Origin of the sequence: Staphylococcus sp. FSL W8-0305 (assembly GCF_037966415.1) — a bacterium.
GTDB lineage: Bacteria > Bacillota > Bacilli > Staphylococcales > Staphylococcaceae > Staphylococcus > Staphylococcus aureus.
Window position 1 is genome coordinate 963043 of the sequence record NZ_CP150198.1, and the last position, 25611, is coordinate 988653.

General features: G+C 32.6%; 26 protein-coding genes and 1 riboswitch. Of the genes, 9 read left to right on the forward strand and 17 right to left on the reverse strand.

The window, feature by feature from the left end; all coding sequences use genetic code 11:
• Positions 1-4 precede the first annotated feature (4 nt).
• From NST10_RS04775 to NST10_RS04815, 9 genes are all read right to left on the reverse strand, one after another.
• Positions 5-802, reverse strand: a complete 798-nt coding sequence (locus NST10_RS04775; RefSeq protein WP_001246555.1) for an ABC transporter permease — start codon at positions 800-802, stop codon at positions 5-7.
• Entirely contained in the window at positions 795-1889 is a 1095-nt protein-coding gene (locus NST10_RS04780; protein ID WP_000433551.1) for an ABC transporter ATP-binding protein, read from the reverse strand. The genes NST10_RS04775 and NST10_RS04780 overlap by 8 nt, the downstream gene beginning before the upstream one ends.
• Positions 1890-1901: 12 nt before the next feature.
• A complete protein-coding gene (locus tag NST10_RS04785; RefSeq protein WP_001020627.1) occupies positions 1902-2441 on the reverse strand; it encodes an XRE family transcriptional regulator in 540 nt (179 codons plus the stop codon).
• Positions 2442-2584: 143 nt separating this feature from the next.
• The gene (locus NST10_RS04790) at positions 2585-2860 is read right to left on the reverse strand and encodes a UPF0223 family protein (RefSeq protein WP_000455584.1); all 276 of its coding nucleotides are present in this window, start codon (positions 2858-2860) and stop codon (positions 2585-2587) included.
• Between the two features lie 170 nt (positions 2861-3030).
• On the reverse strand, positions 3031-4437 hold the full coding sequence (gene lpdA / locus NST10_RS04795; protein WP_000260117.1) for a dihydrolipoyl dehydrogenase: 1407 nt from the start codon (positions 4435-4437) through the stop codon (positions 3031-3033).
• A gap of 3 nt (positions 4438-4440) precedes the next feature.
• On the reverse strand, positions 4441-5733 hold the full coding sequence (locus tag NST10_RS04800) for a dihydrolipoamide acetyltransferase family protein (protein ID WP_339211615.1): 1293 nt from the start codon (positions 5731-5733) through the stop codon (positions 4441-4443).
• Positions 5734-5823: 90 nt separating this feature from the next.
• Positions 5824-6801: a transketolase C-terminal domain-containing protein gene (locus NST10_RS04805; protein ID WP_000068176.1), complete on the reverse strand. Its 978-nt coding sequence runs from the start codon at positions 6799-6801 to the stop codon at positions 5824-5826.
• A 3-nt stretch (positions 6802-6804) separates the two neighbouring features.
• A complete protein-coding gene (gene pdhA / locus NST10_RS04810) occupies positions 6805-7917 on the reverse strand; it encodes a pyruvate dehydrogenase (acetyl-transferring) E1 component subunit alpha (protein WP_000035325.1) in 1113 nt (370 codons plus the stop codon).
• Positions 7918-8087: 170 nt separating this feature from the next.
• The gene (locus NST10_RS04815) at positions 8088-8714 is read right to left on the reverse strand and encodes a YkyA family protein (protein ID WP_000668339.1); all 627 of its coding nucleotides are present in this window, start codon (positions 8712-8714) and stop codon (positions 8088-8090) included.
• A 364-nt stretch (positions 8715-9078) separates the two neighbouring features.
• Between NST10_RS04815 and def the strand changes: the two genes are divergently transcribed.
• From def to NST10_RS04835, 4 genes are all read left to right on the forward strand, one after another.
• Positions 9079-9630 (forward strand): peptide deformylase, encoded by a 552-nt coding sequence (gene def, locus NST10_RS04820; RefSeq protein ID WP_000957036.1) that lies wholly within the window; start codon positions 9079-9081, stop codon positions 9628-9630.
• Positions 9631-9960: 330 nt separating this feature from the next.
• Positions 9961-10083, forward strand: a complete 123-nt coding sequence (locus NST10_RS04825) for a hypothetical protein (protein WP_001788599.1) — start codon at positions 9961-9963, stop codon at positions 10081-10083.
• Positions 10084-10111: 28 nt separating this feature from the next.
• The gene (locus NST10_RS04830; protein WP_000257888.1) at positions 10112-10330 is read left to right on the forward strand and encodes a DNA-dependent RNA polymerase subunit epsilon; all 219 of its coding nucleotides are present in this window, start codon (positions 10112-10114) and stop codon (positions 10328-10330) included.
• Positions 10330-12027 (forward strand): ribonuclease J, encoded by a 1698-nt coding sequence (locus tag NST10_RS04835; protein ID WP_000811375.1) that lies wholly within the window; start codon positions 10330-10332, stop codon positions 12025-12027. Before NST10_RS04830 ends, NST10_RS04835 begins: the two co-directional genes overlap by 1 nt.
• Positions 12028-12374: 347 nt before the next feature.
• Here the strand turns inward: NST10_RS04835 and NST10_RS04840 are convergent, their stop codons facing one another.
• The 3 genes from NST10_RS04840 to NST10_RS04850 form a co-directional block, all read right to left on the reverse strand.
• Positions 12375-13037, reverse strand: coding sequence for a TrkA family potassium uptake protein (locus NST10_RS04840; protein ID WP_000514290.1), 663 nt, complete (start codon positions 13035-13037; stop codon positions 12375-12377).
• Between the two features lie 132 nt (positions 13038-13169).
• Complete coding sequence (locus NST10_RS04845) at positions 13170-14189, reverse strand: cytochrome d ubiquinol oxidase subunit II (protein ID WP_000638453.1); 1020 nt, start codon at positions 14187-14189, stop codon at positions 13170-13172.
• Complete coding sequence (locus tag NST10_RS04850) at positions 14186-15547, reverse strand: cytochrome ubiquinol oxidase subunit I (protein ID WP_000381855.1); 1362 nt, start codon at positions 15545-15547, stop codon at positions 14186-14188. The genes NST10_RS04845 and NST10_RS04850 overlap by 4 nt, the downstream gene beginning before the upstream one ends.
• A 197-nt stretch (positions 15548-15744) precedes the next feature.
• On the opposite strand from NST10_RS04850, the gene nrdH reads away from it, so the two are divergent.
• A complete protein-coding gene (gene nrdH, locus NST10_RS04855; RefSeq protein WP_001289622.1) occupies positions 15745-15978 on the forward strand; it encodes a glutaredoxin-like protein NrdH in 234 nt (77 codons plus the stop codon).
• A gap of 236 nt (positions 15979-16214) precedes the next feature.
• Here nrdH and ptsP read toward each other — a convergent pair whose 3' ends face one another.
• From ptsP to NST10_RS04880, 5 genes are all read right to left on the reverse strand, one after another.
• Positions 16215-17933: a phosphoenolpyruvate--protein phosphotransferase gene (gene ptsP, locus NST10_RS04860; protein ID WP_000040043.1), complete on the reverse strand. Its 1719-nt coding sequence runs from the start codon at positions 17931-17933 to the stop codon at positions 16215-16217.
• Positions 17934-17935: 2 nt separating this feature from the next.
• Positions 17936-18202 (reverse strand): phosphocarrier protein HPr, encoded by a 267-nt coding sequence (locus NST10_RS04865; protein WP_000437472.1) that lies wholly within the window; start codon positions 18200-18202, stop codon positions 17936-17938.
• Between the two features lie 153 nt (positions 18203-18355).
• Positions 18356-18898, reverse strand: a complete 543-nt coding sequence (locus tag NST10_RS04870) for a DUF697 domain-containing protein (RefSeq protein WP_339211657.1) — start codon at positions 18896-18898, stop codon at positions 18356-18358.
• A 53-nt stretch (positions 18899-18951) separates the two neighbouring features.
• On the reverse strand, positions 18952-20124 hold the full coding sequence (locus tag NST10_RS04875; protein WP_000685076.1) for a class I SAM-dependent rRNA methyltransferase: 1173 nt from the start codon (positions 20122-20124) through the stop codon (positions 18952-18954).
• Between the two features lie 424 nt (positions 20125-20548).
• Positions 20549-21844, reverse strand: coding sequence for a hypothetical protein (locus NST10_RS04880; RefSeq protein ID WP_000009075.1), 1296 nt, complete (start codon positions 21842-21844; stop codon positions 20549-20551).
• A 151-nt stretch (positions 21845-21995) separates the two neighbouring features.
• Between NST10_RS04880 and graF the strand changes: the two genes are divergently transcribed.
• The 4 genes from graF to NST10_RS04900 all read left to right on the forward strand — a co-directional run bounded on the left by graF (position 21996) and on the right by NST10_RS04900 (position 25503).
• On the forward strand, positions 21996-22130 hold the full coding sequence (gene graF / locus NST10_RS04885; RefSeq protein ID WP_000064214.1) for a glycopeptide resistance-associated protein GraF: 135 nt from the start codon (positions 21996-21998) through the stop codon (positions 22128-22130).
• Positions 22131-22536: 406 nt separating this feature from the next.
• Positions 22537-22637: riboswitch (TPP riboswitch) on the forward strand.
• A 76-nt stretch (positions 22638-22713) separates the two neighbouring features.
• A complete protein-coding gene (locus NST10_RS04890) occupies positions 22714-23289 on the forward strand; it encodes an ECF transporter S component (RefSeq protein WP_000033477.1) in 576 nt (191 codons plus the stop codon).
• A gap of 14 nt (positions 23290-23303) precedes the next feature.
• Complete coding sequence (locus tag NST10_RS04895; protein ID WP_000921970.1) at positions 23304-24704, forward strand: ABC transporter ATP-binding protein; 1401 nt, start codon at positions 23304-23306, stop codon at positions 24702-24704.
• Entirely contained in the window at positions 24697-25503 is an 807-nt protein-coding gene (locus tag NST10_RS04900) for an energy-coupling factor transporter transmembrane protein EcfT (protein ID WP_000273254.1), read from the forward strand. Before NST10_RS04895 ends, NST10_RS04900 begins: the two co-directional genes overlap by 8 nt.
• Positions 25504-25611 lie beyond the last annotated feature (108 nt).

The window sequence follows — 25611 nt, forward strand, 5'->3', positions numbered from 1 at the left end:
TGATTCACCCTCTCCCATTAGATGATTTTGTAATGATTAAAATGAATGCCATAAATACAATTAAGAATATAGCTATAGTTGATCCCATACCATAATTTTGAATTGTTAAAAATTGCTCCTCTATTGCCGTACCTATATTTATGACTTTATTACCTGCAATTAATCTTGTAATCATAAATAATGAAAGTGATGGAATAAAGGTTACTTGAATCCCAGTCATAACACCTTCTTTTGTTAACGGCATGATTACTTTTCTAAAAGTATAGAATGGACTAGCACCTAAATCACTTGAGGCTTGCAATAAATTATTAGGAATTGCTTTCATGCTATTAAATATAGGTAAAATCATAAATGGTATATAAATATAACTTGCCACTACTAAAAAGGCACCAGTTGTAAATAACAAATTGAATGATGGTAAATTAAATAAGTGGAAAAATTGATTAATCACACCATCGTGACTTAATAAACCTATAAAAGCATATGTCTTCAACAATAAATTTATCCATGTTGGAATAATCATTATCATTAATAAGATATTTTGAAATTTCGAGCGAGTAATATAATAGGCAGCTGGATAACTGATAGCCAACGTAATAATTGTTATTAAGGCGGCATATAAAATTGAATATGCAAACATTTTTAAATATTTTGTAGTAAAAATTTGTTGATAATTCGTGAAACTAAAATGTCCATTGATATCTAAAAATGAAAAATAAATGAGTAATACAACTGGTACAATAATAAATATAACCATCCATAGTAAATACGGGATTAAAAGAAATTTATTAGTATTACGCATTGTCTACTTCCTCATAGCTTTCAATACGTTTATCAAACTCTTCTTCTGTTTCACCAGGAACCATAATATGAATGGCTTCAGGATCAAAATAAAGACCAACTTCGCTGCCTACTTCGGCTTTTTTAGTCGTTTGTATTACCCATTCATAACCTTTATTGTCTATACAACATATTTCATAGTGGACCCCTCTAAACAACATAGAATCAACAGTTGCTTTAAATAATCCTTCTTCAGCTTTGATTAATGATATATCTTCTGGTCGAATAACGACTTCTACTTTTTTATTTTCAGGAATACCCATATCGACACATTCGAAATCTTGCCCATAAATATTCACGACATAATCTCTAACCATGCGCCCTTCAACAATATTAGATTCTCCAATAAAATCAGCTACAAATCGATTCACTGGTTCGTCATATATATCTGTTGGTGTACCAAATTGTTGAATTTTCCCATCTTTTAATACAAAAAGAAAGTCACTTAGTGCTAAAGCTTCTTCTTGATCATGTGTTACAAATATAAATGTAATACCTAATCTAGATTGCAATTCTCGTAATTCATATTGCATTTCAGTACGCAATTTCAAATCTAATGCGGATAAAGATTCATCTAACAATAATATTTCTGGTTCATTTACAATAGCACGTGCAATTGCAACACGTTGCTTTTGTCCGCCACTCATTTCATTAATATTCCTTTTTTCATAACCTGAAAGCTTAACTAATTTTAATGCCTCAGTTACTTTTTGATCAATTTCGGTTTTTGATAATTTTTTTAATTTCAAACCGAAAGCGATATTATCATAGACGTTTAAGTGTGGAAATAATGCATAATCTTGAAAGACTGTATTCACTTTACGTTTATTTGGTGGTAAATTACCAATTGGTTTGTTTTGATAAATCACTTCACCACTGTCAGGATATTCAAACCCTGCAATTAATTTTAAAATTGTTGTTTTACCACAACCTGAAGGACCTAATAATGTATAAAAGTATCCTGATTCAATATCAATATCTATGTCATCTAAGATATTAAGATCATCATAGCTTTTACTAACTGATTTTAATGATAATAACGGTTCCAAATAAGATCCCCCCTATAAATATGAAGCTGTCGCTACAATAAGTATTCGTGTTTCATTGTTTGATTCATTTGACAAACGATGATTATCTCGTGCTTTAAAATACAAAACGTCTTCTTCTTGTGCTTGATATACCTCTTTGCCTAAATTAAGTGTTATCTGACCTGACATACAATAAATAAACGTATCAGACTCTGATGGATTAAAATTTTTATATGATGCGCCAGGCTTTAAAGTTAATATTAATGGCTCCATATCATATTCATTTGACTTTGAAACTAACCAATTTAATATATAACCTTCATCATACTCATCATAAATAACTTGTTCTTCCTTCTTGTATAATACTTTTTCATTTTCACTGTCTTTAAAAAATTCACTTGGCGTCGTCCCTAACACCTCTATAATATTTAAGAAAGTTTCCATACTTGGTGAGGCATGTTCACTTTCTATTTGTGAAATGTAGCCTTTCGATAAGTCAGTACGTTCAGCAAGTTCTTCTTGCGTTAAATTTTTAATTCTTCTAAGATTTTTAATTTTATTACCTATGTTCATTTATCTTTCCACCTAAAAAAGCTATATTAAGTTTACTTTTATCAAACATTTTGTTTAACACTTGATAAAGGTATCAAAATATAGCTTTATTAGCAATAGTTTTAAAGAAAAAATCCTATTAAATTGTGTTAATTTCGAACGAATTATTTTTTAGCTGTTACTCTTTGTTCTTCAGAGTGAGTTTTTACATCTTGAACTGCTTTGTAACTATTATAGCCACTACTTTTTTCGAAAGTATTAAAAATTTGTTTTTCCTCTGCTTTAGCAGGCACAATTTCTTTAAATCTTTTATATGCATCCATAAAGTCTCCTGCCGTCACGCCGGATTCATAATACTTCTCTACATGATTAAAGAAATTTATCACTAAAATCATCTCTTCATTACTCCAGTCTAAATCAATTGGATACTCATATTCCATTGTTGAACCCTCCATTTCAATTCTTTTGTTAGCATCGCTAGTATAACATGCATGTCACATGTTAACGATATCTCAAATCAATTTCCTTACACTACTTTATTACCTAAAACAAAAAAGCCGTAGCATATGCTACAGCTTTTAAAAACTGAATCTTTATAGATAATCAGTTATTACATTGTATGGATTGGGTATCCGATAGCTTTTTCAGCTGCTTCCATAGTCATCTCACCTAATGTTGGATGTGCATGGATTGTTAATGCGATATCTTCAGCATTCATACCAGCTTCAATTGCTAAACCTAATTCAGAGATAATATCTGATGCACCAGTACCAACTACTTGAGCACCGATTAAAGTATCATCTTCTTTAAGTGTAATAAGTTTAACAAATCCGTTAGTATCGTCTAATGATAATGCACGACCATTTGCTGCATATGGAAATTTAGAAGCTTTAATTGCTAAACCTTCTTCTTTAGCTTGCGCTTCTGAATAACCAACTGTAGCTAATTCAGGTTCAGTAAAGCATACTGCTGGCATACCAATGTAATCAACTTCAGCAGCTTGACCATCAATTGCTTCAGCAGCAACTTTAGCTTCATAGCTAGCTTTGTGAGCAAGTGGTAAACCTGGAACGATATCACCAATTGCATAGATATTGCTGATAGACGTACGGCTTTGTTTATCAACTTCTAATAATCCACGGTCAGCGAATTTAACACCTAATTCTTCTAGGCCTAATTCGTCTGTGTTTGGACGACGACCTACAGTTACTAATACATAATCAGCTTCGATTGTTTTCTCTTCGCCTTTAGCTTCATAAGTAACTTTAACTCCGTTATCTGTTTCTTCAGCTGATTTAGCCATTGCTTCAGTAACGATTTCAACACCTTTTTCTTTCATACCTTTTTTAACAGGTTGTGTCATTTGTTTTTCGAAGCCACCTAAGATATCTTTAGCACCTTCAAGGATGGTTACTTCTGAACCAAAGTTAGCAAATGCTGTACCTAATTCTGATCCAATGTATCCTCCACCAACTACAACTAATTTACCTGGTACTTCTTGTAAATTTAAAGCACCTGTTGAGTCGATAACACGTTTACCGAATTTGAAATTAGGAATTTCAATTGGTCTTGAACCTGTTGCAATGATTGCGTTTTTAAAGTTGTATGTTTGTGCGCTCTTTTCGTCCATAACACGTAAGCTATTGTTATCTACGAAATATGCTTCACCTTTAACGATGTTTACTTTGTTACCTTTAAGTAAGCCTTCAACACCACCAGTTAATTTATTAACAACTGATGATTTGAATTCTTGAACTTTTTGGAAGTTTAAAGAAACACTTTCAGCAATAACACCTAAGTTTTCAGAATGTTGTGCTTCAACAAAACGGTGAGAAGCATGTAGTAATGCTTTTGAAGGAATACATCCTACGTTTAAGCAAACACCACCAAGATTACCTTTCTCAACGATTGTTACTTTTTGTCCTAATTGAGCTGCACGAATTGCTGCAACGTATCCACCAGGACCTGCTCCGATTACTATAGTATCTGTTTCAATTGGGAAATCTCCAACTACCATGTTTTACCCCTCCATTAATAATAATTCTGGATTATTTAATAAGCGTTTAATGTGATTCATTGCATTTTGGCCAGTTGCACCATCAATTTGTCTGTGGTCAAAGCTTAATGATAATGCTAATACTGGTGCTGCAACAATTTCTCCATCTTTAACGATAGGTTTTTGAGCAATACGGCCAATTCCTAAGATTGCTACTTCTGGGTGATTGATAACTGGAGTGAACCATTGTCCACCAGCTGAACCGATATTACTGATTGTGCATGTTGCACCTTTCATTTCATCGGCTGTTAATTTACCATCACGTGCTTTAACAGCTAATTCGTTAATTTCATCAGAAATTTGGAAAATAGATTTACGGTCAGCATGTTTCACTACAGGTACTAATAAGCCTCTATCAGTGTCCGCCGCAATACCGATATTCCAGTAATGTTTATGCACAATTTCACCAGCTTCTTCATTGAATGAAGTATTAAGTGCTGGGTATTTTTTCAATGCAGAAACAAGTGCTTTAACAACATATGGTAAGAATGTTAACTTAGTACCTTGTTCAGCTGCGATTTCTTTAAATTTCTTACGGTGATCCCATAATGCTTGAACATCAATTTCATCCATTAATGTTACATGAGGTGCAGTATGCTTAGAGTTAACCATTGCTTTCGCAATTGCTCTACGCATAGCAGGGATTTTTTCAGTTGTTTCTGGGAAGTCGCCTTCTAATGATACTGCTGCAGGTGCTGCAGGAGTTTCAGCAACTTCTTCATTTGTAGCTGAAGCAGCTGATTCATTTGAAGCTGTTGGTGCACCACCATTTAAGTATGCATCTACATCTTCTTTTGTAATACGACCATTTTTACCAGATCCAGAAACTGCTTTAATGTTAACACCTTTTTCACGTGCGTATTTACGTACTGAAGGCATTGCTTTTACAGTTCTGTTTTCATCTACTTCTTCAGTTTGAGTAGCTACAGGTGCTTGCTCTGCTGGCGCTTCCTCTTTCGCAGGTTCTTCTTTAGATGATGAATCATCATCATGACCTTTAAATTGCATATCTTCTGCATCAGGTGCATCGATTTTAACAATAATGTCACCAACTACAGCTACTGTACCTTCTTCTACCATAACTTCTTCTACAGTACCAGATACTGGTGATGGGATTTCTACTACTGATTTATCGTTTTGTACCTCAGCTAAAACATCGTCTTCTTCAATAGTATCTCCAGCTTTAACAAACCATTTTACAATTTCACCTTCGTGGATACCTTCCCCGATATCGGGTAATCTAAATTCAAATGCCACGTTTTTGCCCTCCTAAGATTTCGTAAATTAAACATTTCATTTTAATCAATGAGACTAAAATACGCTAACTTCGTTAACTTTTACAATGTATTAAAATTCTAAAGTTTCTTTTGCTTTTTCGATGATGTCATTTTTGTTTGGTAACCAAACATTTTCAGCTTGAGTGAATGGATAAATTGTATCTGCTGCTGCAACTCTTCCAATAGGTGCTTCTAATGAAAGGATTGCACGTTCACTTAATTCAGCTACAACTGCTGCACCAACACCAGCTTGACGTTGTGCTTCTTGAACTACAACTGCACGACCAGTTTTTTCAACTGAAGCTACAATTGTATCAACATCGATTGGTTGAACAGTACGTAAGTCAATTACTTCAACAGAATAACCATCTTTTTCAAGTTCTTCTGCAGCTTTCATTGATTCTTGAACCATTGCACCGTATGTGATGATTGAAATGTCATTACCTTCTTTTTTCACATTAGCCTTACCAATGTCAATTGTATATTCTTCTTCAGGTACTTCTTCACGGAATGAACGATACAATTTCATATGCTCTAAGTATACGACTGGGTCATTACTTCTAATAGAAGAAATTAATAAACCTTTCGCATCGTATGGGCCTGAAGGAATAACAACCTTTAGACCTGGAGATTGAGCTAAAATACCTTCTAAGTTATCTGCGTGCAATTCAGGTGTGTGTACGCCACCACCAAATGGGCTACGAATTGTTACAGGTGCAGTTTTAGTACCGCCTGAACGGAAACGAGTACGTGCAATTTGTCCAGCAATCGCATCAAATACTTCGAATACGAAACCTAAGAATTGTACTTCCATAACCGGACGGAATCCTTCAACTGCAAGACCCATTGCTAAACCACCAATACCTGATTCAGCTAAAGGTGTATCGAATACTCTATCTTCACCAAATTCTTTTTGTAGTCCTTCAGTAACACGGAAAACACCGCCGTTAACACCAACGTCTTCACCAAAAATTAAAACATCTTGGTCATTTTTAAGTTCAGTTTTAAGCGCATCATTAATCGCTTGAACCATTGTCATTTGTGCCATGGCTTACTTCGACTCCTTCTCTTTGTATATTTCATATTGTTCTGCTAAGTTTTGAGGCATATCTTCATACATAATTTCCATTAGAGAAGTAACAGTTTGTTTTTCAGTGTTATCAGCCTCTTTAATTGCTGCTTTAATATCAGCTTTTGCACGTTCAATAACTTCATTTTCTTTGTCTTCATTCCATAAACCTTTGTTTTCAAGGAATTTACGGAAACGTACTAATGGGTCTTTTTTCTCCCATTCAGCATCTTCATCTGAAGTTCTGTAACGAGTTGGATCGTCACCAGCCATTGTATGAGGACCATAACGATATGTCATAGTTTCAATTAATGTTGGGCCTTCACCTGCAACTGCGCGGTCACGTGCTTCTTTAGTTGCTTGATATACAGCTAACGCATCCATACCATCAACTTGGATACCAGGAATACCTACAGCAATTGCTTTTTGAGCTAATGTTTCAGCAGCAGTTTGCTTGCTTCTTGGTGTTGAAATTGCATAGTTATTGTTTTGAATAACGAAAATTGCAGGTGCTTTATAAGCTGCTGCAAAGTTAATACCTTCGTAGAAATCACCTTGTGAAGAACCACCGTCACCAGTGTAAGTGATTGCAACTGCATTTTTACCACGTTTTTTAAGTGCAAATGCAACGCCAGCAGTTTGAATGTATTGTGCACCGATAATAATTTGTGGGCTTAATGCATTAACGCCTTCAGGGAATTGATTTCCTTTGAAGTGACCTCTTGAGAATAAGAAAGCTTCAGTTAATGGTAAACCATGCCAAATAATTTGAGGAACATCTCTGTATCCTGGTAAAATGTAATCTTCTTTTTCTAAAGCGTATTGTGACGCTAATTGTGATGCTTCTTGACCAGCAGTTGGTGCATAGAAACCTAAACGTCCTTGTCTGTTTAATGAGATAGAACGTTGATCAAGGATACGAGTCCATACCATTCTTTCCATTAATTCTACTAATTGTTCATCCGTAAGATCAGGTACTAAGTCTTCATTTACGACGTTACCATTCTCATCCAAAATTTGAACCATTTCAAATTTCGATTGAGTATCATTTAAAACTTTTACTGCATCGAATTGGGCTTGTAACTTAGGAGCCATTCAATTCACCATACCTTTCCCATAATTGTATAGAAATTCATTTTATCCTTACTAATTGTACCACAAATAAATGGGACTGTTAAACCATTTGAAAAAGTTCTGTTTTAATAAAAAAAGATACAGATAACAGGAACTGTATTAGTTGTTTCCTACCATCTGTATCATATTAATTATTTAAATTGATCAACGTCTTGCTTTTCTTTACCAACCTTATTTAGTACTTTCGTATACTTATCTGATACTTCTTTTAACTTTTTATAGTTCTGTTCTATTGCTTTTGATTTTTCATTAACACCTTGTTGTGTCGCATCATTTTGATTTAAATATTTAAATAATGTTTTTTCTGAGTTTACAGCCTTTTTATATGCTTTCGCGTAATCACTGTGCAACTTATATTTTTCTTTTAATACATCATCTAATTGTTTTACTTCTTTACGTTTAACATCATTATCAATATTATCAACGTGACTTTTTGCTTTCTTAAAGTCTTGTTCAGACTTCTTAATTGCGTCTTCTTCTTTTTCAAATTCCTTTAGACGATCATCGGCATTTTTAATTAAGTCTTTTACTGCTTTACCGCGAACTGCTGTATCTTTACTATTGACATCTTCAGTTAATTTTTTCTTTTTCTCATCTAATTCAGCAATTTTCTTACCAACAGTTTTAATTGGTTCTTCATCGTCTTTAATTTTATCCACTTGCTTTAAATATGCCTTAATTTCTTTTTTATCCGTAGTACATCCTGCAAGCAAGACACTAGATGCTAATACTACTGCGATTGTTTTTCCAAATTTCATTACTTGTACCTCCACTTGCTATTTAAATTAAATGATAAATAAAATCTGCTTGGAAATCAATTTTAAACAATTACATTACACATCTTCATTACTAAGTATATCTGTTGACAGTTACGTCATTTATAATATAATTTTTAAAGTCAAGACGATAAATAAATTTCTAAAGTATCATTGCCTGAAATCAACACTTTAATCATTTTTTAGGCAATTAGCATATCTGAAAATTTACATATACTATCTAAAATAAACCTTGGCAGTAGTTGGTTAACTTTGTACATACTTACACATAAAAATGTATGAGTATCTTAACAACCTTTTTACTGTCATTCAACTAAAACAAATTAAAATAAGGAAGGTGCAATATATGTTAACAATGAAAGACATCATTAGAGATGGTCATCCAACTTTGCGTCAAAAAGCAGCTGAGCTAGAATTACCATTAACTAAAGAAGAAAAAGAAACATTAATCGCCATGAGAGAGTTTTTAGTAAATAGTCAAGATGAGGAAATCGCGAAACGTTACGGTTTACGTTCAGGCGTTGGTTTGGCTGCACCTCAAATTAATATTTCTAAACGTATGATTGCTGTTTTAATACCAGATGATGGCAGTGGCAAATCTTATGACTATATGCTTGTGAACCCTAAAATTGTAAGTCATAGCGTTCAAGAAGCTTATTTACCAACTGGTGAAGGTTGCCTTAGTGTCGATGATAATGTTGCTGGTCTAGTTCACCGTCATAATAGAATTACAATTAAAGCCAAAGACATCGAAGGTAATGATATACAGTTACGACTAAAAGGATATCCAGCAATTGTTTTCCAACATGAAATTGATCATTTAAATGGTGTAATGTTCTATGATCACATTGACAAAGACCACCCATTACAACCACATACAGATGCTGTAGAAGTTTAAAACACACTATTACTAATTATCAAAGCTTAGGATAAATATGATGTCCTAAGCTTTTTCTTTTACAACTTTTCCTAAAAAATAACAGTAAAATATTTTCACCTTTCTACCAAACTTTTTATCCCCTCATTTAAATTTTACCGTTTCATATAAAATCCTTTAATTCTTTCTTAACATTAATTTATAATCTCTACATTTATTTTAATAAATAGAACTGCACATTTATTCGAAATACTTAGATTTCTAGTGAGATAAACTGCTTTATTTATTATCATTCATCATGTAAAATAAGATTTAACTGAAATTTTAGTGTTATTTCACTAATTTTTTAAAATGAACGACATGATGAACCTAGTTATTAACCAAATCGTTATTAAGTTACATTATAGAGATGATTGGAATGAATTTATCGATATATACTCCAATACGATTTTACTAGGGTTAACAATAAATTAAACAAACATTCTTAGGAGGAATTTTTAACATGGCAGTATTTAAAGTTTTTTATCAACATAACAGAGACGAGGTAATTGTGCGTGAAAATACACAATCACTTTATGTTGAAGCTCAAACAGAAGAACAAGTACGTCGTTACTTGAAAGATCGTAATTTTAATATCGAATTTATCACTAAATTAGAGGGCGCACATTTAGATTACGAAAAAGAAAACTCAGAACACTTTAATGTGGAGATTGCTAAATAATGAAACAATTACATCCAAATGAAGTAGGTGTATATGCACTTGGAGGTCTAGGTGAAATCGGTAAAAATACTTATGCAGTTGAGTATAAAGACGAAATTGTCATTATCGATGCAGGTATCAAATTCCCTGATGATAACTTATTAGGGATTGATTATGTTATACCTGACTACACATATCTAGTTCAAAACCAAGATAAAATTGTTGGCCTATTTATAACACATGGTCACGAAGACCATATAGGCGGTGTGCCCTTCCTATTAAAACAACTTAATATACCTATTTATGGTGGTCCTTTAGCATTAGGTTTAATCCGTAATAAACTTGAAGAACATCATTTATTACGTACTGCTAAACTAAATGAAATCAATGAGGACAGTGTGATTAAATCTAAGCACTTTACGATTTCTTTCTACTTAACTACGCATAGTATTCCTGAAACTTATGGCGTCATCGTAGATACACCTGAAGGAAAAGTAGTTCATACCGGTGACTTTAAATTTGATTTTACACCTGTAGGCAAACCAGCAAACATTGCTAAAATGGCTCAATTAGGCGAAGAAGGCGTTCTATGTTTACTTTCAGACTCAACAAATTCACTTGTGCCTGATTTTACTTTAAGCGAACGTGAAGTTGGTCAAAACGTAGATAAGATCTTCCGCAATTGTAAAGGTCGTATTATATTTGCTACCTTTGCTTCTAATATTTACCGAGTTCAACAAGCAGTTGAAGCTGCTATCAAAAATAACCGTAAAATTGTTACGTTCGGTCGTTCGATGGAAAACAATATTAAAATCGGTATGGAACTTGGTTATATTAAAGCACCACCTGAAACATTTATTGAACCTAATAAAATTAATACTGTACCGAAGCATGAGTTATTAATACTATGTACTGGTTCTCAAGGTGAACCAATGGCAGCATTATCTAGAATTGCTAATGGTACTCATAAGCAAATTAAAATTATACCTGAAGATACCGTTGTATTTAGTTCATCACCTATCCCAGGTAATACAAAAAGTATTAACAGAACGATTAATTCCTTGTATAAAGCTGGTGCAGATGTTATCCACAGCAAGATTTCTAACATCCATACTTCAGGGCATGGTTCTCAAGGTGATCAACAATTAATGCTTCGATTAATCAAGCCGAAATATTTCTTACCTATTCATGGTGAATACCGTATGTTAAAAGCACATGGTGAGACTGGTGTTGAATGCGGCGTTGAAGAAGATAATGTCTTCATCTTTGATATCGGAGATGTCTTAGCTTTAACACACGATTCAGCACGTAAAGCTGGTCGCATTCCATCTGGTAATGTACTTGTTGATGGTAGTGGTATCGGTGATATCGGTAATGTTGTAATAAGAGACCGTAAGCTATTATCTGAAGAAGGTTTAGTTATCGTTGTTGTTAGCATTGATTTTAATACAAATAAATTACTTTCTGGTCCAGATATTATTTCTCGAGGATTTGTATATATGAGAGAATCAGGACAATTAATTTATGATGCACAACGCAAAATCAAAACTGATGTTATTAGTAAGTTAAATCAAAATAAAGATATTCAATGGCATCAGATTAAATCTTCTATCATTGAAACATTACAACCTTATTTATTTGAAAAAACAGCTAGAAAACCAATGATTTTACCAGTCATTATGAAGGTAAACGAACAAAAAGAATCAAACAATAAATAATCAAAAAGCTACTAACTTTGAAGTGAAGTTTTAATTAAACTCACCACACATTGTTAGTAGCTTTTTCTTTATATATGATGAGCTTGAGACATAAATCAATGTTCAATGCTCTACAAAGTTATATTGGCAGTAGTTGACTGAACGAAAATGCGCTTGTAACAAGCTTTTTTCAATTCTAGTCAGGGGCCCCAACAAAGAAGCTGACGAAAAGTCAGCTTACAATAATGTGCAAGTTGGGGATGGGCCCCAACACAGAGAATTTCGAAAAGAAATTCTACAGGCAATGCAAGTTGGGGTGGGACGACGAAATAAATTTTGAGAAAATATCATATCTGTACCACTCCCGATTATCTCGTCGCAATATTTTTTTCAAAGCGATTTAAATCATTATCATGTCCAATCATAATTAAAATATCACCTATTTCTAAATTAATATTTGGATTTGGTGAAATGATGAACTCTTTGCCTCGTTTAATTGCAATAATGTTAATTCCATATTGTGCTCTTATATCTAAATCAATGATAGACTGCCCCGCCATCTTTTCAGTCGCTTTCAATTCTACAATAGAATGCTCGTCTGCCAACTCAAGATAATCAAGTACACTTGCACTCGCAACATTATGCGCAATACGTCTACCCATATCACGCTCAGGGTGCACAACCGTATCTGCTCCAATTTTATTTAAAATCTTTGCATGATAATCATTTTGTGCTTTAGCAGTTACTTTTTTTACACCTAACTCTTTTAAAATCAAAGTCGTCAACGTACTTGATTGAATATTTTCACCAATTGCCACAATGACATGATCAAAGTTACGGATACCTAAACTTTTCATAACTGCTTCATCTGTAGTATCTGCAACAACCGCATGAGTAGCGATATCACTATATTCATTCACTCTATTTTCATCATGGTCGATGGCCATTACATCCATGTCTAATGCATTCAACTCACGAACGATACTACCTCCAAAACGACCTAGACCGATGACTACATATTCTTTACCCATACTCGCCCTCCATTAAATGATTTTCATCAATTCATTGAAAATATAAATTTAAAATTATTATAAATGAGTACCCCAACTAAATTATCTAAATGCAGTAATGCAAGTAAATGAAAGTTGGGGTATCGTCTCAACTTATGATTTCTTTCCTTCAACATATTCTTTGTCGAAAACAAATAATCTTAATAATAATATTAACGATGGAAGTAATAAAAGTAAACCTAAAATAAAGACAATCACTAATGTCCAGCCCATTTCTGGATTAACATATGCATCTGTAATTTTTACAAACGGATATAAAAGGTATGGCAATTTACTAATTCCATAGCCAAAGAACGCGAACATCATTTGTAAAATAACAAATACAAAAGCCAAACCATGTTTTTTCTTAAAGAATGTTAACAATGAAGCTAATGCAAAGAATAGGAAACTTATAGCAAACATCCACCAGTAGTCAAAAACAGCTGAATAAAAATGTTCAGAATTTTGAATGCGTAATGATAGAAATACGAATAAACAAATGATAATCATCGGTGGCCCTAAAAATATGTGCCATTGTCTTGTTAAATTATATGCTGGTTCGTCATTTGCTTTTTTAGCATAATATGTCAAAAATCCTGATGAAATATATAAAACTGAAATAATTGCCAAGAATACTACAGACCAAGCAAATGGGCTTAACAGTAACTGCACCCAATCTAGATCGATAACATTGTTTCGAACATTAATATAACCACCTTCTGTAATAGTTAAAGCAGTAGATAATGAAGCTGGAATTAACAATCCACTTACCCCATACATGATCATCCATGCTAATTTTGTATCTTGACCATAATTTTCAAATGCATAAAAACTGTTTCTCAACGATATCATAATCAGTGCTATTGAACCTGGTATTAACAATACCGTGCCTAAATATTTGATTGACTCTGGAAAGAAACCTACGAATCCTACGAAGAAGAAAACAAAGAATACATTCGTAACTTCCCAAACTGGGTTCAAATAACGTGAAATTAAGTGATTAATTTTCTTTTCATCACCAGTTAACTTTGAATGCAATGCGAAGAAACCTGCCCCAAAATCTATAGAAGCAATAATGATATAGCAAAATAAAAACAACCATAACACTGTTATACCTATAAATGCATAAATCATTTTTCTATTTCTCCTCCTTGCTTCTTGGCTAAACGATTTACATCTTCATACGCCGGTTTATTTTTAAACATACGAATTAATACGTATGCACATGTATACATTAAAATGGTGTACAATATGCCAAATAAAATTGTAACAAAGGTTATTCCGCCTGCTTGTGTTGCTGCTTCTGCCACGCGCATATAACCACGAACAATCCAAGGCTGTCTACCCATCTCTGTTAAGAACCATCCAAATTCTATAGCTAGCATTGAAGCTGGTCCTGTTAATAATATTCCGTAAAGCATCCATTTATGAGTAGAAAAATTTCTAAGCTTTTTAAACATTAAAGTTAAAACATAAACACCTGAAATGACAAAACATAAAATTCCCATCGTTACCATTAAATCAAAGAAATAATGGACGATCATAGGCGGATGTAAACTTTTCGGAAAATCATTTAACCCTTGCACTTTAGTTTTGACACTATTATCTGCTAAGAAACTCAATAGTCCAGGTAATTCAATCGCACCTTTAACTTGCTGAGTCTTTTCATCTAACACACCAAATAATAATAATTTGGCATGGGAAGATGTATCGAAATGCCATTCATAAGCTGCTAATTTTTCAGGTTGGAATTTATGCAAAAATTTTGCAGATAAATCCCCTGCCAACATAGAAAGTAAAGTTGAAAAGAATCCAACAATCATAGACATTTTCAAAGCTTTCTTATGGTAGACAGTATCCTTAGGTTGACGATTACGCAATAATTTAAAAGCTGCTATTGATGCAATAACAAATGCCATCGTCATACCGGCTGTAGTAATTACGTGAAATGATCGAACTATAAACGATGGGTTAAACATCGCTTCTATAGGTTGAACATTGACCATCTTTCCATTCTTCAACTCAAAACCTGCAGGCGTATTCATAAATGAATTCACTGAAGTAATGAAGAATGCTGAGAAAGAGCCACCAATAATTACTGGTATACTAATTAAGAAATGTGTCCATTTATTTTTAAAACGGTCCCAAGTATATAAATATATACTTAAGAAAATAGCTTCAAAGAAGAACGCAAATGTTTCCATAAATAATGGAAGTGCAATAACGTGTCCACCCATTTCCATAAATGTAGGCCAAATCAATGATAATTGAAGTCCTATAATTGTACCTGTAACAACTCCCACTGCTACAGTAATTGTATAAGCTTTAGCCCATCTTTTGGCCATAGCTATATATTGAAGATCATTTTTGCGAATACCTAAAAATTCTGCAATTGCGAACATTAAAGGCATACCAACACCAATCGTTGCAAAAATGATATGAACTGCTAAAGTCATAGCTGTCAAAAACCGACTGATTTCAACTGTATCCATTTAAAAACATCACCTTTTTCTTTTTTTGATGACAACACAATGAACTTAATTATAATTGCTATAATGTGTATTTTTAAAACATTATGCGCTATGAAATTGTGTATAATTTATGTCAGTTCACAATGTGTTCACAAATTTGAATTTCAATGTATAATTGTGTATATTACATTAGAATAAAGCACGAAGGAGCATGATACATGTCAGAAATAATCGTTTATACACAGAATGATTGTCCACCTTGTACATTTGTAAAAAATTATCTAAATGAGCGTCAAATTGATTTTGAAGAGAGAAATATCAAAAATCAACAATATCGAAACGAAATGATAGATTTTGATGCTTTTTCAACTCCGTTTATTTTGTTGAATGGCAATCCAATGTACCATGTTGATCTTGATGAAATCAACAAAGTATTAAATATCCAAGATTAATTTTCATCTAAATTAACTTCATCATTTTTAGCTATCATAAATTAAATATCGATTTTTAAATTAACTAACATTAATTAAAGAACAATATTTATGTCAATGACACCTAGTTGTTTAATTAGTTAGCAACAACATTCCATTGAAATTAACATAAATCAAAAAAAGAACCCGAAGTATTCATAATTACTCACAATGAATACTTCGGGTTTATTTATAATTCTGTCTTTCGAAAGAATTAATTATTTTACGTAGTTGTTAACTAATTCAATAACTTCTTCTTGCGTTGCGCAGTCGACTGCACGGTTAGCAAGTTCAGTCATTTCATTTTTACTTAAACCATTAATTTGTCTTCTTGCTTTCAGAATAGACGTTGCACTCATAGAGAACTCATCTAAACCTAAACCAAGCAATAATGGAATAGCTGTTTCATCTCCAGCCATTTCACCACACATACCTGTCCATTTACCTTCTTTATGTGACGCTTCAATAACTTGTTTAACTAAACGTAAGATTGAAGGATTATATGGTTGGTATAGATATGATACACGCTCTGACATACGGTCAGCAGCTAATGTGTATTGAATTAAATCATTTGTACCGATACTGAAGAAATCTACTTCTTTAGCAAAGACATCAGCTAATGCTGCTGTTGCAGGTATCTCTACCATGATTCCTAATTCTATATCATCTGAAATGTCATGACCTTCATTTTTAAGGTTTTCTTTTTCTTCTAATAATATAGCTTTAGCTTCTCTAAATTCGTTAATTGTTGCAACCATTGGGAACATGATATTTAACTTACCATAAACTGATGCACGTAATAATGCACGTAGCTGTGGTCTGAAAATATCTTGTTGCGCAAGGCATAAACGAATCGCACGGTAACCTAAGAATGGATTCATTTCTTCAGGCAAGTTTAAGTATGATAATTCTTTATCTCCACCTATATCTAAAGTACGTACAACAACACGTTTACCGTCCATTGCTTCTAATACTTCTTTATAAGCTTCAAATTGTTCTTCTTCTGTAGGCATTTGGTCACGACCCATATATAAAAACTCAGTTCTATATAAGCCGATACCTTGTGCACCATTTTCAATAACACCTGGCAAATCATTAGGTGTACCAATATTTGCAGCAAGCTCTGCGTGAACACCATCAACTGTAACAGTATCAGCATCACGTAGTTTTTGTAATTCTTTCTTGTCAGCAAAATAACGCTCACGTTTATCTTGATAAGCGATTAACTCATCTTCAGTTGGATTAACGATTACATCACCATTTAATCCATCTACGATAATCATGTCGCCTTGTTTAACTTCTTGAGTAATTGATTTTGTACCAACAATTGCTGGAATTTCTAAAGAACGACTCATAATCGCAGAGTGACTTGTTCTTCCGCCAATGTTTGTAGCAAAACCTTGTACGAATTCTTTATTTAATTGAGCAGTATCTGATGGCGTTAAGTCATTCCCTACAATAACAACGCTTTCATCAATCATACTCGGATTCGGTAATTCTACACCTAAAATATGTGATAACACACGTTTAGAAACGTCGCGAATATCAGCCGCACGTTCTTTCATGTATTCATTATCCATAGATTCAAAAATCGTAACAAATTGTGTTGTTACATCTGTTAATGCTGAAGCAGCATTAGCGTTTTCATTTTTAATCTTATCTTGAATTGGTTGAATTAATTCAGGGTCATCTAAAACTAATAAATGTGCATCAAAGATAGCAGCTTTATCAGCACCTAATTGAACCTCTGCATTATTTCTAATTTTAGTTAACTCAACTTTAGAAGCTTCGATAGCGTTATTGAACTTAGCAACTTCTCCTTCAACATCAGTGACTTTTTCATTTTTGTCGAATGTTAAGTCTGGCTCAACTAACAAATAAGCTTTAGCAATTGCAACACCATCAGATGCAGCAATTCCTTTAATTAATTTAGACATGATTATTTAGTCAATCCTTCTTTTGATAAGACGTCACTGATTGCTTGAATGGCGTCAGATTCATCACTACCGTCAGCATAAATTGTAATTTCAGCATCTTTACCAACACCAAGGCTCATAACACCCATGATTGATTTTAAGTTAACCTTTTTACCGTTATATTCTAATTGGATATCAGAATCGAATTTTGAAGCTGTTTGAACTAACATTGTTGCTGGTCTAGCGTGAATACCAGTCTCGTCGATGATTACATATGAATTTTGTTCCATAATTACATTTCTCCTTCGTATAGTTAGAATCTTCAATATTATTACAATACTAACTTAGTTTTATACCTTAACTTTACCAAAACCATGCTTTAAATTCAATTCGTTTAAAACCGGTTTCAGTAAAATTTGCAAATTGCAAAACTATTATAGCACCTACATGACATTTTTAATAACATTTTCGCATTTTTGAATGTGATCTTTTCCAATTTTATTCATAAAATAGTAACTAATAGATGCAGACACAGCTTGTCCTACAACAGGAAACCATTTTGTTTGTTTAGCTGCAGTTCGTTTTGCTACATCTCTAATTACAATTTTTAAAAATGCACTTGAAATTATTTTACCAATAAATTGACTACCTTGAATTGCCGCTGCAGACATAATTCTTTCTTTCACATCATCCCCAAGGCTATTAACTTGCTTATGATCTAATCCGTATATTTTATTTACATCTTCGATAATATCTTTCATTAATTTTAAATCAACACCAAAGTCTAATCCAGGAATTGGAACAACGCTCATTGTTGATGACATTAAAGACTTTCTCTTTACAATTGCTTCAGCACGTTCGCGTCTTTCTCTCAATTCTTGAATCGTCGTTGGCATTGCACCTTTTCCGTCAACATTTTCTATTTTAAAAACTGAATTACCAATTTTATTTGTTAAATTTGATGTTAAATTATTTTTGAATCCCATTGTATCATCACCCTTCTTTTTCTCAATAAGATACTATACCCCTTTTTATCAAATTAATGTCTAATATTTACAAAAACAGCTTTTAAATATTTAGATGGCTTATAATGTGGATGTGTTTTAAAATCTTTTGGTAATCCCATAACTTCAGTTAATTCATAATCAACGCCACTCTCTTCAAGCGTCTTTTTAATAGTATTTTTAAATTGCTTTAATGGATATACACTTGCGTTTGTACATAATAATAATGTTCCTTCAGATGATAAGATATTTAAGGCGCCAGTAATTAATTTGTCATAATCTTTTTGCACTGAAAATGTACGTTTTTTATTGCGTGCAAAGCTAGGTGGATCAATCACGATCGTGTCATAACTATGTCCATGACGTGCAGCATATTTATAGAAATCAAAAGTGTCCATGACATAAATATATTGAGATTTAGGATCAATAGCATTTAATCCAAAATTTTCTTCAGTTAAACTACGAGAACGATTAGCCAAATCTACACTTGTTGTTGAAGATGCCTCACTTGCTGCTATTACAGAAAAAGCACCTGTATAACTAAATAAGTTTAAAACATGGCGTTCTTTGGCATATTGATCCCTTAATTTCTTGCGTACTTCTTTTTGATCTAAAAAGATACCTGTCATCAAACCATCTTCAAGGTCTACATTATAAAATGTGAAGTTTTCTTCGATAACAATTGGAAACTCAGGTGCATCGCCTTCAACAAAACCACCACTATATTCGCTGTCTTTAAATCTTACTTTTTCGTATATAGATTTATAATCAAATACCTTTCTAACCGCTTCAAGAATGGCATATTTAAATTTATAAATACCTTTTGAGTACCATTGAATCAACAAATGACCATCGTAATTGTCGATCGTTAATCCCCCAACTCCATCACCTTCAGCATTAAATAATCTAAAAGCATTTGTTCCATCTATATTAAAATAATAATCACGTTCTGCTAATGCAGTATTAAACAATTTCACAAAGAAAGCTGTGTTGACTTCTTGAGCTTTATCGTATGTTAGAACCCAACCTAATCCTTTATGTTGGCGACCAACATAAGCCGTTGCAACATATTGTGATTTATCAGTCACAATTTGAAAAATATCTCCTTCTTTTAAATGATCTTGTGAATAGATATCCTCTTCTTCAATTAAAGGATATCCATTAAAATATTTTGTTTCTTTGCCTTTGTTCAGAGTTGCTATTTTCATCTGACAACTTCCTTTCTGTGTTTCGTTGTAGTTTTATATAGATTAAATTGTTTGCCAAATTTCAATATCATCTACTTCTAATCTTACTGTTGATTTTAACAAATTAGTAATTCGAATGATATATGTTAAACTTCTATAAATGAGATACTATATATCGTTTCGCAAATTCCACTTGTCACTTCAACTATTTACTAGTTTTCTTAATTTTACAAATGGATAACTTTTCAACTATTTTATTTGCACTAAAACTTTGTATACAATTTTCAATACTTAATTCACATTACCTGAATCAATCAAATCTAGTTACAAAAAAAGTACTATCCATAAACTTCATTGACCTGTATCTAAGTAAGTTAGAGATATATCTAACTTATAGCGTACACATCAAAATGTTTAATAGATAGTACTTTTATAATGCTTTTAATTATGGTCGCTCTCGTAATTGTAACGAATAAGAAATGATGATTGCCAATAACATTAATAGTAATGTTGGCGTAATGAACACTGAAAGTAGAAGTCCATGAATCATTATATTTATAAATTCCGTTAACAATTTAAAGAATAAAATGCTCCCCATAAATAATTGTAAATAATAAAACTTACCTTTCAAGTGGAAAGTTAACGTTGTAGCGATATATGCGATAATAATGAATAGCAGAATTAGTAATGTAACCCATTCAATAACATATTGTGTCTGTGATAATTTCCAATCACCAGATACAAATAATGCATTACGATTATTAAATTCTAAAAATGTGAATAAAAAGATGACGACACCACAAAATAGTTCGACATACATCGGTTTAACCCATTTCGGTTTTCTCATCCAATCAGGAATATCGTCCTCTTGAATATCGATAATATCATTAACTTTCTTTTTGAATTTATCTCTTTTAGCTCTAATTTTATCTAAATCGACACTTCTTCTTGTCTTACGTGCATATTCTGTAGTCTTATCTTGGAGTTGCTTCAAGTGAATTTTAGTTTGATTCGTGACATTCCCTTTACTTGTTCTTGATAATTCTGGCTCCTCTTCACCTAATTCTTGCTTTGTTAAAGGTAAAGCTCGGCGCAAGAACAAGAAATTCCAAATAGCCATTTGACCAAGTAACCACATAATTATAAAGAAAGCATTGACACTTAAGATATCAATTGATTCTATTTCATTAGCATCAATTCTGCCATACAATGCAATTTGTGTAATTAAATAACTTATACCATAACTTACAATAATCCACATGTAATGATTTTTAACATTTTCCTGATTCAATTCATCTTTATAAACGATATATCCAATATGAATTGTAAATGGAATAATGAAAATTACCGCAAAGAATCCATATACTTGCGTCATTAATATAAGCGTAATAATAAAGTACATGATACCGATAACTAAGAAAAAGATAGAAATATCATAGTCATACTTAATAGTTCTAAGTAATGTATGACCAATCAACATAACTAAAATACCGAATATAATTATCACAATTGCACTAACTATAGGGAAATTACCTATAAATCGACTCATTACTTTAATAATTTCACTGAAAAATGCATTCAGAAATTCCCACACATTATGAACATGTGTATCAACTTTTTTACCACCATTTAATTGTTTAATTAAAGGCAAGTTAATTAAAATAATGAGACCAGTGAAGAGTGAAACGATACCGATTAAATAGCTAAAAATAATTTCGGCGTGTTTCCTAAGAAAAGACATTATGTTCACCTCAAAATCATTATATATTAATCTAATGTTGTTGTCTTTAGATAAATGAATAAATAGTGCTATAGACTTAGAAAAGTTTAACGAAAGTACAACCGGGTAAGATTTATATATAAATAATTATCCAATTTGGGAGGAATTAATCATGTCAAATGAAAATCAAAATAAAAAAGCAGCAGAAAAAGCTAAAGAAGTTGAAGAAAAACTAAAAGATAAAAAAGAAGAAAAAACAGAAGATATTAATCAAACAAAACAAGATATCCAAGATACACTAAATTAATTTAAATCCCCTTACAACTTTTCGTTGTTAGGGGATTTTATGCATGCGCTCGGCGCAAGTATCCCTCTTTTACCTTATAACTTTTAGTTGTTTGGGGCTTTTTTGCTTGCGCTCGCCGCTGGTATCCCTCTTTTACCTTACAAACAATAATTCACAAGCCATTATGCACGGGTTGTTCACTGTTGTTAAAGAGGTATGATTGATAAGTATCCCTCTTCACTTATCAACTTAATATTATTACATGTCACATATTTTTATATCTTTAATTACTAACATTTCTACTACATCTTTAATTTAAATCTAATGCTAATATTATAAATTTTAAATCGAATTAAACGAAATTTCATGAAGACAACCTATTGACATAAGTTTATAAACGTCTTACAGTATAATTAATTAAATAAATCGCACACACTAGGGGTGTTTTATACTGAGATGAGGCTTGCCCTCAAACCCTTTGAACCTGATCTAGCTTGAACTAGCGTAGGAAAGTGTTACTATACATATGTTTTACTAATATATATTGTGAACGCATAACTTTCCTATGGATGGTTGTGCGTTTTTTTATTAGGAGGATGTAAAAATGTCAAAAGGTTTAAAGCTATCTGAAATTCTAGTAACCGTACTTATTTCAGTAGTATTCGCAGTTATTTACAATTTATGGTGGTTTGTTTACAATGGTGTGCAAGCTACAGGCCTTCACCTCGAACAATTAACAAACGGGGTTTGGTTCATGGCAGCGATTGTCTGCTATCTAATTATTCCAAAACCAGGTATTGCTTTATTGGCTGAATTTGCTGCAGGTGCCGGCGAAACTATCATTATGGGTCGTTTCGATATTCCGACAATCGTTTACGCTTTCATACAAGGTTTAGCGTGTGAACTTGTCTTTGCAATTTTTAAATATCAATCTCGTTCAGTTATGGTAGCTATGTTAGCAGGTTTTTGTACAGCTATCGCGGCTTTCCCGATCGATTATTTCTATGGTTATTTAAATGAAGTTGCAGGTTGGAACTTAACATTATTCATCGTATTTAGATTAATTAGTGGTGCAGTAGTCGCCGGCGTCCTATCTTACCTTTTAGTAAAAGCTTTAGATAAGACAGGCGTAACAAAATTATTTAGGCCAGCTGCTAAAGAAGATTACGACAACTTATAAGAGGAGCATTCAGAGTGTTAAAAGTAAGTGATTTACGATTAAAATATCCAAGTGGTCAGCGTAAAATTTTCGATCATTTAAATATCACTATTCAAGACAAAGAAAAAGTACTTTTACTCGGTCCTTCTGGTTGCGGTAAAAGTACACTTCTGAATGTATTAAGTGGTATTGTTCCTAATTTAATTGAATTACCTATGAAATATGATGAACTAATCGTTGACCCATTAAGTGGCGTTATTTTCCAAGACCCTGATAGCCAGTTTTGTATGCCAAAAGTATACGAAGAACTTGCATTCGTTTTAGAAAATAGACAAGTACCACGTGAAGACATGGATGCGTTAATTATCAATGCTTTAAATATGGTCAATTTAAATGTTACCCCTGAAACGTATATCAAAGATTTAAGTGGCGGGATGAAACAGAAATTGGCAATTGTTGAAACCATTCTTCAACAATCAAAAACATTGTTTTTAGATGAACCGACAGCAATGTTAGATGTTCAAGCAACGGAAGATTTATGGACTAAACTAATTGAACTTTGGGAAGATCAAACTGTTGTAATCGTTGAACATAAAGTTAAACACATCTGGAATCATGTCGACCGCGTCATTTTGATGGATTATAACGGAAATATCATTGCCGATGAATGTCCTGAAATCATATTACAGAAGTATGTTCATTTACTCAGTGAATATGGTGTGTGGCATCCACGTGCATGGGAATTCGCACCAAGTCGTGTTGACTTTCCAACAACAAACTCACACTTATTACAATTTAAAAATGGACGTATTATTCGCGGTAAATCAACGTTGCTCTCATTCTCAGATTTAGAAATTGGTCTAGGTGAGTGGATTACAATTACAGGGGCAAATGGTAGTGGTAAAACAACCTTGCTTGAATCAATTATGCAATTGATTAAATATCAAGGTGATGTTTATTTTGAAAATCAGCATTTAACAAAAATTAAACATGCAGCAAAACACATGTATCTAGTTTATCAAAACCCAGAGTTACAATTTATAACAAATTCGGTTTATGATGAAATTAACATTCATTTTAATCACCTTTCTAAAGATCAAAGTGATGATGAAACGATACAACTTTTAAAACTTTTAGATTTAGAAAATGTTAAAGATCAACATCCTTATGAGTTGTCTATTGGTCAAAAACGACGCCTTAGCGTAGCTACCGCACTAAGTTCTAAAGCTGATATCATCTTTTTAGATGAACCGACATTTGGACTTGATAGCCATAATACATTCCAGTTGATCAAACTTTTCCAAAAACGAATTAATTTGGGACAAAGTATTGTCATGGTTACACATGACGATGAAATAATTGAACGTTACCCATCAAGAAGACTTAAAATTTCAGATGGTGCGTTACTAGATTGTGATGGTGATACGAATGTATGAGCAATGGAAGGTTCGGCAATCATTTGTTGATGATGTCAACATTATAACGAAACTATTTCTTGGAATTATACTATTTTTCTTTATTATATTTGTGCATAATTTCGATTTTATGCTTTATATCACTATCTTAATGTTAGTTTTCTTATTGATGTTTAATGGTACTCAGTTTAAAATTACAGCAATTTTTATAACTATAAGTATTGGCTTTGCATTACTCTCTTCCCTGTTCATGATTTTATACGGGAATGGTAGCCATACAATTTTGAAATTCGGATTTATCCATATTACAACAGAAAGTTTAGTTCGTGGTTTACATGTATCATTAAGAACTATTGCTATTTCATTTTTCGGTATCTTAATCGCACTCACATCTCAGGTTGTCATGATTTTTTATAGTTTAATGCAACATTTAAAGGTTAAATCAAAAGTTGCTTATGCATTCATGGCTGCCATTCGTATGATACCTTTAATGATTAGTTCTTTAATACAGCTTCGCAGATCTTTAAAAATGCGCTATCAGATGATAGACGCAGCAAATTATAGAGGATTAAAGCGATTTAAGCATTTAATCATACCTCTATTAAGTCAAAACATTAGAAAGGCACATCAATTATCAGTTGCGATGGAGTCGAAAGGATTTAGAGATGGTCCTCGTACTTACTATTACAACGTACCTTTCTCATATAAAGATGTAATCTTTATTATAGTTTTAATTGCCATTATTATTTTGGCATATTATTGTTCAATCACCTTACCCATCACGGGCATTGATGATGTTCGTCTTGGTCGTGTAGGTTAAATTTTATCCATAATTGTATAGATACTAAATTAGAAATTCATTGTATAGAAAAAGAAAACCATTTATTCCATACTAAACAAAAGAGGTGCCACAAACATGTTATTTTGT

Coding starts and splice junctions, on each gene's coding strand:
- lpdA (WP_000260117.1), bottom strand. CDS start 4,437: ATGGTAGTTGGAGATTTCCCAATTGAAACAGATACTATAGTAATCGGA.
- ptsP (WP_000040043.1), bottom strand. CDS start 17,933: ATGTCTAAATTAATTAAAGGAATTGCTGCATCTGATGGTGTTGCAATT.
- NST10_RS04875 (WP_000685076.1), bottom strand. CDS start 20,124: ATGAAAATAGCAACTCTGAACAAAGGCAAAGAAACAAAATATTTTAAT.
- NST10_RS04815 (WP_000668339.1), bottom strand. CDS start 8,714: ATGAAATTTGGAAAAACAATCGCAGTAGTATTAGCATCTAGTGTCTTG.
- NST10_RS04880 (WP_000009075.1), bottom strand. CDS start 21,844: ATGTCTTTTCTTAGGAAACACGCCGAAATTATTTTTAGCTATTTAATC.
- NST10_RS04845 (WP_000638453.1), bottom strand. CDS start 14,189: ATGATTTATGCATTTATAGGTATAACAGTGTTATGGTTGTTTTTATTT.
- NST10_RS04870 (WP_339211657.1), bottom strand. CDS start 18,898: ATGGGATTCAAAAATAATTTAACATCAAATTTAACAAATAAAATTGGT.
- NST10_RS04830 (WP_000257888.1), top strand. CDS start 10,112: ATGGCAGTATTTAAAGTTTTTTATCAACATAACAGAGACGAGGTAATT.
- graF (WP_000064214.1), top strand. CDS start 21,996: ATGTCAAATGAAAATCAAAATAAAAAAGCAGCAGAAAAAGCTAAAGAA.
- NST10_RS04840 (WP_000514290.1), bottom strand. CDS start 13,037: ATGGGTAAAGAATATGTAGTCATCGGTCTAGGTCGTTTTGGAGGTAGT.
- NST10_RS04775 (WP_001246555.1), bottom strand. CDS start 802: ATGCGTAATACTAATAAATTTCTTTTAATCCCGTATTTACTATGGATG.
- NST10_RS04790 (WP_000455584.1), bottom strand. CDS start 2,860: ATGGAATATGAGTATCCAATTGATTTAGACTGGAGTAATGAAGAGATG.
- def (WP_000957036.1), top strand. CDS start 9,079: ATGTTAACAATGAAAGACATCATTAGAGATGGTCATCCAACTTTGCGT.
- NST10_RS04825 (WP_001788599.1), top strand. CDS start 9,961: ATGAACGACATGATGAACCTAGTTATTAACCAAATCGTTATTAAGTTA.
- NST10_RS04850 (WP_000381855.1), bottom strand. CDS start 15,547: ATGGATACAGTTGAAATCAGTCGGTTTTTGACAGCTATGACTTTAGCA.
- NST10_RS04865 (WP_000437472.1), bottom strand. CDS start 18,202: ATGGAACAAAATTCATATGTAATCATCGACGAGACTGGTATTCACGCT.
- NST10_RS04785 (WP_001020627.1), bottom strand. CDS start 2,441: ATGAACATAGGTAATAAAATTAAAAATCTTAGAAGAATTAAAAATTTA.
- NST10_RS04900 (WP_000273254.1), top strand. CDS start 24,697: ATGTATGAGCAATGGAAGGTTCGGCAATCATTTGTTGATGATGTCAAC.
- NST10_RS04805 (WP_000068176.1), bottom strand. CDS start 6,801: ATGGCACAAATGACAATGGTTCAAGCGATTAATGATGCGCTTAAAACT.
- nrdH (WP_001289622.1), top strand. CDS start 15,745: ATGTCAGAAATAATCGTTTATACACAGAATGATTGTCCACCTTGTACA.
- NST10_RS04835 (WP_000811375.1), top strand. CDS start 10,330: ATGAAACAATTACATCCAAATGAAGTAGGTGTATATGCACTTGGAGGT.
- pdhA (WP_000035325.1), bottom strand. CDS start 7,917: ATGGCTCCTAAGTTACAAGCCCAATTCGATGCAGTAAAAGTTTTAAAT.
- NST10_RS04890 (WP_000033477.1), top strand. CDS start 22,714: ATGTCAAAAGGTTTAAAGCTATCTGAAATTCTAGTAACCGTACTTATT.